Origin of the sequence: Salipiger bermudensis, from assembly GCF_020171625.1 — a bacterium.
GTDB classification, from domain to species: Bacteria; Pseudomonadota; Alphaproteobacteria; order Rhodobacterales; family Rhodobacteraceae; genus Salipiger; species Salipiger bermudensis_B.
In genome coordinates, this window is record NZ_JAIUZY010000030.1 from 1 (window position 1) to 8,081 (window position 8,081).

Annotated in this window: 13 protein-coding genes; 2 read left to right on the forward strand and 11 right to left on the reverse strand. The window is 56.5% G+C overall.

Annotated features, from left to right (window positions below; translation table 11 throughout):
- Positions 1-554: 554 nt before the first annotated feature.
- The 4 genes from LCM15_RS22545 to LCM15_RS22560 all read right to left on the reverse strand — a co-directional run bounded on the left by LCM15_RS22545 (position 555) and on the right by LCM15_RS22560 (position 4,028).
- Entirely contained in the window at positions 555-1,124 is a 570-nt protein-coding gene (locus tag LCM15_RS22545) for a helix-turn-helix domain-containing protein (RefSeq protein ID WP_224860068.1), read from the reverse strand.
- 500 nt (positions 1,125-1,624) lie between these two features.
- Entirely contained in the window at positions 1,625-2,959 is a 1,335-nt protein-coding gene (locus LCM15_RS22550; protein WP_224860069.1) for a plasmid recombination protein, read from the reverse strand.
- Positions 2,960-3,226: 267 nt separating this feature from the next.
- On the reverse strand, positions 3,227-3,754 hold the full coding sequence (locus LCM15_RS22555; protein ID WP_224860070.1) for an RNA 2'-phosphotransferase: 528 nt from the start codon (positions 3,752-3,754) through the stop codon (positions 3,227-3,229).
- A 76-nt stretch (positions 3,755-3,830) separates the two neighbouring features.
- Positions 3,831-4,028 (reverse strand): YegP family protein, encoded by a 198-nt coding sequence (locus LCM15_RS22560; protein ID WP_318246079.1) that lies wholly within the window; start codon positions 4,026-4,028, stop codon positions 3,831-3,833.
- 25 nt (positions 4,029-4,053) lie between these two features.
- Between LCM15_RS22560 and LCM15_RS22565 the strand changes: the two genes are divergently transcribed.
- Entirely contained in the window at positions 4,054-4,452 is a 399-nt protein-coding gene (locus tag LCM15_RS22565) for a helix-turn-helix domain-containing protein (RefSeq protein ID WP_224860072.1), read from the forward strand.
- On the forward strand, positions 4,409-5,218 hold the full coding sequence (locus LCM15_RS22570; protein ID WP_224860073.1) for an ImmA/IrrE family metallo-endopeptidase: 810 nt from the start codon (positions 4,409-4,411) through the stop codon (positions 5,216-5,218). Before LCM15_RS22565 ends, LCM15_RS22570 begins: the two co-directional genes overlap by 44 nt.
- Before the next feature lie 72 nt (positions 5,219-5,290).
- Here LCM15_RS22570 and LCM15_RS22575 read toward each other — a convergent pair whose 3' ends face one another.
- The 7 genes from LCM15_RS22575 to LCM15_RS22605 form a co-directional block, all read right to left on the reverse strand.
- Complete coding sequence (locus tag LCM15_RS22575; RefSeq protein WP_224860074.1) at positions 5,291-5,590, reverse strand: HigA family addiction module antitoxin; 300 nt, start codon at positions 5,588-5,590, stop codon at positions 5,291-5,293.
- 9 nt (positions 5,591-5,599) lie between these two features.
- Positions 5,600-5,875: a type II toxin-antitoxin system RelE/ParE family toxin gene (locus tag LCM15_RS22580; protein ID WP_164197105.1), complete on the reverse strand. Its 276-nt coding sequence runs from the start codon at positions 5,873-5,875 to the stop codon at positions 5,600-5,602.
- A 207-nt stretch (positions 5,876-6,082) separates the two neighbouring features.
- The gene (locus LCM15_RS22585; protein ID WP_224860075.1) at positions 6,083-6,388 is read right to left on the reverse strand and encodes a hypothetical protein; all 306 of its coding nucleotides are present in this window, start codon (positions 6,386-6,388) and stop codon (positions 6,083-6,085) included.
- A gap of 284 nt (positions 6,389-6,672) precedes the next feature.
- The gene (locus LCM15_RS22590) at positions 6,673-6,870 is read right to left on the reverse strand and encodes a hypothetical protein (RefSeq protein ID WP_224860076.1); all 198 of its coding nucleotides are present in this window, start codon (positions 6,868-6,870) and stop codon (positions 6,673-6,675) included.
- Positions 6,871-7,054: 184 nt separating this feature from the next.
- The gene (locus LCM15_RS22595) at positions 7,055-7,417 is read right to left on the reverse strand and encodes a DNA-binding protein (RefSeq protein ID WP_224860077.1); all 363 of its coding nucleotides are present in this window, start codon (positions 7,415-7,417) and stop codon (positions 7,055-7,057) included.
- The gene (locus LCM15_RS22600; RefSeq protein ID WP_224860078.1) at positions 7,414-7,596 is read right to left on the reverse strand and encodes a hypothetical protein; all 183 of its coding nucleotides are present in this window, start codon (positions 7,594-7,596) and stop codon (positions 7,414-7,416) included. The genes LCM15_RS22595 and LCM15_RS22600 overlap by 4 nt, the downstream gene beginning before the upstream one ends.
- Positions 7,597-7,718: 122 nt before the next feature.
- Positions 7,719-8,081: hypothetical protein (locus tag LCM15_RS22605; protein ID WP_224860079.1), on the reverse strand; the 363-nt coding region annotated here is incomplete at its 5' end.

Consider the following 8,081-nt stretch of genomic DNA (forward strand, 5'->3'; position numbering starts at 1 on the left):
TCGCGAGAAATGAGAAAGAAGAAGGCGAAGAAGGCCAGTCCGATCAGATAAGCGCGGATCAGATAGCGTCGGTCAATAGAGCCAAAAATACGTGTGACAATGTTCATGATTTTCCTTCCAAAGCAGTAGTGAAGCTAGGTCTCCGACCCCCACGGCCATCTCCACCGGAGACGGCGTGGCGTGGCATCCTCTGGCGGCGGCAGGAGGCGGCGCAAGTCCTCGATGCGTTCGGCCCTTTCCTGCGCCAGCTTCTCGGCAGCATCGGCCCGAGCTTCAGCTAACGCGAGAGCGGATTTCAGGCGATCCAGCTCGGCAGGGTCTGGGGTGTTCGTCGTGGTCAACTTGCCCGGTCCATCCTTCCCGACATTTGCCACTTCGGACGGGCGGGGTTGGTAAACGCGAGCTAGTTCTGCCGGGTCAATTTCCCACTGACCTTTACCATTACGAACACCTGACAACTTTCCGGAATTTATAGCTTTTGTCAGGGTTGGCCGGGAAACATCGAACGCTTTTACCGCCTCTCTTAGAGAGAGATTTGCCATCTTTACCGCCTCTTATTCATCGTGGTTAAAGTCGGGGTCGTTATCCCTGCTTGTACCGGGCAAATCTGGCTCCATACCATCAAAGAACGGCTGCGAGATGGGAGGTAGTCCTGCGCCCGAAGGTAATTGCCGCTCGTCCTGGTAGAGCGAGGGTAGGCGGCGCAAGGGCTCCTGCTGGCCAAGCTCGTTGCGGTCCGGCTGTTCTTCGTCGGTGACAATGACATTGGCTGAAAACAAGCTGTATCGGATGCCGTCGCGTTTCCCGCTCCAAGCAATTCTATCGTTGACCACATAGGCGTTAACGGTCCCGTTTTGCCCGATCTGGCGGATTTCAATCCAATTCTCAGCTTCCAACTTTTTAAGGGCGGTCCGCACGGAGCGATCCGACTTCCCAAGAATTTTGGCCAAGGCCTTCTGCGAGATCACAACCGCGTTGTGATCGCCAAGTCGCGCAGTCAGGACATGTGCTACTCGCGCGGCCAGTGGTGAATCTGCGATCAGCGCGGCCCATGCTTCATGCGCTGCTCGCTCGGTCTGAACCCAGTTGCCCTGTCGCTTCTTGGTGTCCGGAAGTTTTTCCATTTACCTGCTCCAAAATTTCCAATTTTATGTAACAGGTTTCCGCACCCCCGGAAACTTTTTTCGTGAAAATGACTTCCGAAAATTGGAAAATATCTACCCATTATGGGTAGATATTTTCCGCACCCCCGGAAGTAAGCTGCTTCCGCACCCCCGGAAGTAAGCTGCTTCCGCACCCCCCCCCATAAGCTTCTGATTTTAAATAATTATTATTTTGACCCTTCTAATGATCTATAGGAGGGCAAAAAATCCACGCCCGTTCGATCGGGAGCGCGCCCCCACAGCGCTGGTCGAGCGATCGGGCGGGGGTGGAGTTTTTGAACGACGCAGGCGACGGAGGAGCCTGCATCACAGCTATCGGCTAGCTCAAACCTTGTAGCAGCGTGGTCGATTACCGACAGCGCAACGCGCAGGGATGGGGTGGGTCAGGCAGGGAGGGGAAGGGATATCCCCAATTCTACCTCCCTGCGCCTGTGGCATCGGTTGAATTTGCTGAGAATGGGTCAGGGGCCGGAGGGACCGGACGAGTAAGAGGCACGTGGTGGCTCTGGTTTGCGGTCCGGGTTGTCCGGGTGCTGGCCCCATCGATCCATGAACTGAGTCCTCAAGGTCTGATACAAGCCTTCCGGGATGACCTTCTTGGCCGTGTCCCTCAGGGTTTCGAAAGCTCGTCGCCACACATCGCGTTCTCGCTCGACTTTGAGCAACGCCTTCTGGCCCTCATCGAGCAGAACCTTCTCCAGGCGGCGAGACGTTTCTTCTGTCACTCGCCGAGCCGCCTGCACGGCCTCATCCTCAGACCTTGCCAGAAGCGCGTCAGCGGCGCTTTGCGCCTCTCTGAGCGCTGTCTCGCGGATCTGGGCGGTCTCGTCCTCTACGGCCTTCCGACGCGCCTCTGCGGCGCTCTGAGCGTTCAAGGCGGCGGTTGCACTCTCCCACTGCTCATCTGCGATAGCCGTTGCACCGTCGATGAAGTCTCGCTCTTGGTTTACGGCCTCCTCAAGTCTCAGGAGTTCGGACTGGAGCACATCCAGCTCCTCCTGCTTGTTAGCGAGACGGCGTTCGTAGGTTTGAAGCCGTTTGACCTCCTTGGCCGCCAGTTCCTCCTTCTCCCGAAGCTTGGCAACGCGTCTGGCCAACGTCTCCGCCTCTTTCTCGAGCCCGCTTCGCTTCGAAAGAGCCGCGGCGATCTCAGGACCAAGATCGTGGTGAAGCTCTGCCACAGAGCGATGCACTGTGTCCGCGAACTCCGCGCCGGCCCTGAGACGATCATATTTACTGCGACCACGCTCGGCGCTGGCGACATGACGCTTCATGACCTCAGCCGTGATGGTCTGAAGTTCCGATGTTACCCCCCGCTTGGTCATCGCGCTGATGGCATTCCCGTTCAGATCGTAGGCGGGAAGCTGGAAATGCGCGTGAGGGGCTGTCTCGTCACGATGCGCGACCAAGCCGGTCACCGTGCTGTTGAGGCGGGCAGCAATGGCCTCAGCGACATCCCGAAAGGCCATGTCCTGCTGTTCGATGCTCAGAGCTTCGAAGTCAGCTTGGGCCTCGCGCCCGAACACGATGATCCCGGAAATCGCCACGCTCGCGTTGCTTTTCATCGCGCGCTTGGTGGCACGGAGCTCGCGGCGTTCCTGGCAAATCTTCCGGAGCGCGCCGGGGGTCATGGGCTGCACGATCACGCTGTTCAGGTGCATGCGCTCCTGGTTCACGTATCCTGGAATGGGGGCGTGCCGGAGATCATGCTTTCGTTGCCCCCCAGCCCTGCCACCTTCGTCGCTCTGGATGCGGGTAGCGACGGCCCGAGAGTTCCCCGCTGCAAGGTCTTCCATGACGTTTCCTCCGTGGCAGATCATTTTAATGATCTAACCTACTAGGTATAAGCACGCTTATGCCGTAGGCAAAGGGAAGGTAGCAAGCTCCCCTCCCTTTTGAAACCCTCCCCATTGCTCCGCAGGCTAAGGGGGCACATAACCCCTTTCGAAACCCCGCCAGAGCCGTCCCTCAGGACGGCGCAAACCCCATCCTTCCCCTGCCTTGTGGAGGGCGATGTCAGGATCGGTTTGCAAGAGGTGTCCGCTTGTTCTGAGGTGCGGGTATCAGAAGCCGAGGTATTCCGGGGGGACGGTTGCGGTCAGCCACACACCGTTGTCGGCGCGCCAAAAGGGCAACCCGTGCGCATGCATTGCGGCGGTGTTCACCCGCAACACCACGGGGCGACCATGCCGGGTGCCAACCTTCACGGCGGTTTCTTCATCTGGCGACAGGTGGACGTGTTGGCGACGGCCAGGATTGAGGCCGCTCGCGAAGATTGCATCGAGGTTGTCGCGTGCCGTGCCATGAAACAGCGTGGCCGGTGGCTCAATGGGCGTCAGGCCCAGATCAACGACAACGGAATGTCCCTGGGCGGCTCGAATACGGCGGCCGTCCTCAGAGAGCGTGAATCGTTTCTTGTCGTTGTCCGTGACGATCTGTCGGAGGGCATCTGGGGAAAGCCGGTGCCCTGCTCGCTTCATGCCGCGCAGGAGTTCGTCTACCTGGACCCATCCGCCGTGGCCAAGCGTCAGCCCGATCAGGTCGGGCTCATGGCGCAGGACGCGCGACAGAAACTTGCTCTCTTTAGACATAGGCTCTGTGAAGCTAACGAACTGTCTCGTTTGTATGAACGAAGGGCGACCCATGATGAAGTCGCCCTTCGTTTGCTTACCGGGGTGTGCACGTCATGCCGTTGCGTCGTGCGTTTGCAATGCAGTCCGACTTGTTCACGTAGCCTTCGCTGGAAGCGCCAACGATCCGACCGTTGGAAGCAGTGCGGCGCCACCGCCAGTGGTTCGAGGCGTCCCGATAGATTTCCCAGGTGTCGCCGTTTGCCGTGCAGGTCTCAGCCATTGTTTTCTCCATCTATGGCTTCACAAAAGTGTAGCTAATGCTACACTTGGAAGTAAGTAGTGCACGAGCTATACTCCTGTCAAGGGTTAGAGATACGAAGAACGCAATGTCTGAAAAATTTGGAGAGAAGCTTCGGAAGGTGAGAACCAGCCGAAACAAGACGCTGGAGGAGCTTGCTACCGCCATCGGTAGCTCGAAGGCCTATGTTTGGCAGCTGGAGAACAAGAAAAATGCAAAGCCGTCTGCGGAGCTACTTCTAAAAATATCCAACTATCTGGGAGCTTCTCCTGACTTCTTCTTGGATGATGGAGCTGAAAAACCTTCCTCTGATCAGATGGAAGATGCATTCTTCAGAAAGTTCAAAAACCTTTCAGAAGATGACAAGAAGTACATTGACCGGATTGTCTCAGGCCTCGACGGCGGCGAAAAAAACTGACCCGAAGAAAGAGGCTATTCGTCTCACGAACCTTTGGCAGAAGTATGGACCAAACACTTACCCTCTAGATCTCAGGAAGCTGGTCGACGGCGCTATTTTGACGAGCGACTTCTCCGACAAGTTGATCATAGATCAGAGGCGGTTCGATAGCTTTGAAGGCTCACTGGTGCGCACTAAGGGCGCGCGAAAATGGACGATGTTGCTCAATAGCCATGTCGCGAATGGGAGGAGACGTAGGTTTACGTTTGCTCATGAACTCGGTCACTTCATGTGCCACCGGGATTTGAGGGATACGTTCGAAGATAGCGAGGAGTCTCTCAATGATTTTCATGACGCCATTGAAACTGAGGCAAATATTTTTGCTTCATGGTTGCTGATGCCCGCGAATATTTTGCGAACCGAGTTCCAAGACATGCCGTGGTGCACAGATGTTTTGCAGGAGATTGGGACAAGATTTGAGTGTTCTCTTCAGGCAAGCGCCTTGCGCCACGTGAAGCTAAGCCATCGGCCTCTGGCATTTGTCGTCTCGCGAGACGGCATGATACTGTGGGCTACTAAAAGCCAGTCTGCACCATTTATCGGAAGATTTTGCTTTGGTGATGAACTACCAGAAGGTTCTCATGCCTTAGAGAGCTTCAAAGCTGGAGGCAGTAGCGCTGAAAGAGTGCCGGTTGGAACTGTCTGGAATGACTTCCAAAATGCTACTGAAAGTCAATATTTTGATCAATCAGGGCAAGGGTACCAGTACACCTGCATTGAATTTTGATGTCAGAATAGCCTGTCGTCATCGATGGTAGAACGAAAAGAGGGGCCCAAGCGACCCCTCTTTTGTAGTGAATTATTCAGCGGCGATCAGAGGCTGGACGTTGGAAACGTCCACATCTCGTTCAGCATGCCAGGCGTCATAGGCCCCCTGCATCCTGATCCAGACCAGAGGCGCGTTCCCGAACAGCTTGGCAAGGCGCACAGCCACCTCCGGGCTGACGGGCTTCCGCTCGGCTAGAAGGTCGTGCAAGTGCTGGCGCGACACGCCGAGCATTCGCGCGATTTCGGCTTTCGATTTTCCGGTCGCGGGGATCACATCCTCGCGGAGCAGTTCGCCCGGATGCGTCGGGCAGCGGTTCGGGTTGCGGCTCATCCTCGCCTCCTAGTGATATTGCTCGTAGTCCAGCACATAGGCGTCGCCGTCGCGGAACTCGAAGGTGATGCACCACGGGCCGTTCACGTGGACGGTGTAGCGCGTTGGTGTGTGCCCCCGCAGACTGTGGAAATCGAAGCCCGGCAGGTTCATGTCCTCGGGAGCTGTAGCCGCGTCGAGCGCATCCAGCCGCCGCAGAATGCGGCTGTGCATGCGTGCGTCGATCTTCGACTTGCCAGTCTCCCAAAGGGCTTTCAGCTGCTTGTGTGCGAAGGTCTTGATCATGGCTTTATGTAAGCTGATTGATGACGGTTGTAAACAGGTTGCTTACACGTGCCGTGGACGATTGGAGTGAAATTTGCAGTGTGAAGCCGCGCCTGCCACGTCAGAGGGGTGAACGTGGCAGGAAATAGGGGGCCTATGTTCAGGTCTGGTGGTAAGAGGTGCAGCGAGGGGTGACCTAGGCCACCCCTCATGAAAATAGGTATCTAGTTAAGACGAAATCGCGTTTTCAAATGACGCCCTGACTTCTTCCATCGAAGTCCCGCTGAGGTGTGACACTCCAAAAAGCCGCCTGTCAGGGTCAACATATCCTCGCGCTATATAGCGCGGCTCGTCATCCGATACAGCTGCAAGCTCTGCGGTGACAGCATGGTCTAAGACAGGAAAAGGTGCGGGGTCGTCACCTGCATTTTCCGGTACAAAATCTACGAAAATGAACACGCATCCTCCATGCCACTTGACGTTGGTGACATGGGGGAGTTGTGCGATGCGCGATGTGATATCTGTGTATTGCATTAAGTAATCCTTAAATTTGACATGAAAAAAGACGCCAGTGGCGCCTCTGCCCGTCCGGGCTTTTTGCACGAACTGGTCGTGCAGCTTTTAAATGGGGAGAGGTCTAGCTTGGATCAAGCCCTAGAATGATGAAACTGGCAGAAAATAGGTGGCTGTATTTTCACACCCGCCCTGCTGGCACCGCGACATAGAAAAAGCCGCGCCGGAGAACCGGGCGCGGCTTTGTGGTGTCACTGTAGCAGGAAATGCAAAACGTATACGTTACACTTTTGCAGAGCCTGACCTCAGCTGAGGAGATAGGGGGGCAGAAGCTCGCACAGGGTGACGAAGGCGCCGCCGATGGTCACGCCGTAGCCGAGGCCGTTGAGCAGCTGCTCATCGTTAGGCGCGGGGTTGCGACGGTTGTTCAGGACCTTGCCGGCGGCGAGGGAAGAGGCGCCGAGCAGCCCGATGGCGGCGAAGATGATGGTAGTTTCGATCATGGGAACTCCTTTTGTTAGATCGTCCCCACAATGTGACGTCGAGCGATGAAAGTCGGAAACGGTTGTCCACATAAATCGACATGCCCCGGCACAACTTCTGCGGTTTTCTGTGGATAGCGCTCGTCGGTGACATAAAACCCGTTCCCGGACTCGCAGCTACTCAGGGTTGATCCAAGTGTAGAGCTTAACGGCGTGGAGAGCCGTCGCCTCTGGGCTTTCCGCCCTCTGTCGCGGTGGCGCGCGCAATCACATCGCGGGCATGGGCGATGAACTCGACGTCCTCGGTTTCCAGGGCTGCGCGCAGGAACTCGTCCCGAGCTTCCGGGGTGGTCAGATAGGTGGCTGCGTCGAAAGGGACCGTTCCGCCCTGCGCCCGCACCTGGCGCTTGAGCGTGTCGCGGGCGGTGGCAAGGTCGGATGCGCTTCCAATCCTTCGATCATCGAACGCGCCGGGTCCGCAGAGATACACAGCGCCATGTTCCACTACGATTTCAGAACCGAGCTGGGTCGCGAGCTGGTGTAGCTCGGAGAGAACCACGCTGCTCATGTCTCGGCCTCGTCCGGGTAGGTGTAGGGCGGCAAGGTCCAGCCTTTCCGCATCAGCTCAGCACGGATCTTCCATCGTGCGTCTTGGAGGCCATCGGGGTCACGCATCCCGTAGCGTGCTACTAGCGCGACTTCGAGAAGCTGGGCGATGATGGAGTCGGATAGGTCACTATCTTTCATTGCGAGCCTCGCTTTCATGTCCTGCAAGCGGATTACGATTGCATGAGGTGCTTGCGGGAGGCGCAATCATGATCCGCAAGCGGCTCGTGCAAGCCCTCTCTCTGGCCTAAAATATTGGCGGCTTAGGCCCTCGTTTTAAACCAAAGATAGCCAATTCCGAGCGGGGCAACAAACAGCGCTAGAGCCCAAAGGAAGCCGTTCACGAGGTACTTCATTACGAACAGGTACCACGCTGGAGAGAAAACCACGGTGTTCCCCATTGCGAAGTCCCGCGTTTGGTCCCAGACCAGCTTCGCGAAAGGAAAGAGTAGGGTGTTGATCGCCATGATCGTGACCATGCCAGTGGGCAAATCCTCGCTCGGAGTATCGCGAGAAATGAGAAAGAAGAAGGCGAAGAAGGCCAGTCCGATCAGATAAGCGCGGATCAGATAGCGTCGGTCAATAGAGCCAAAAATACGTGTGACAATGTTCATGATTTTCCTTCC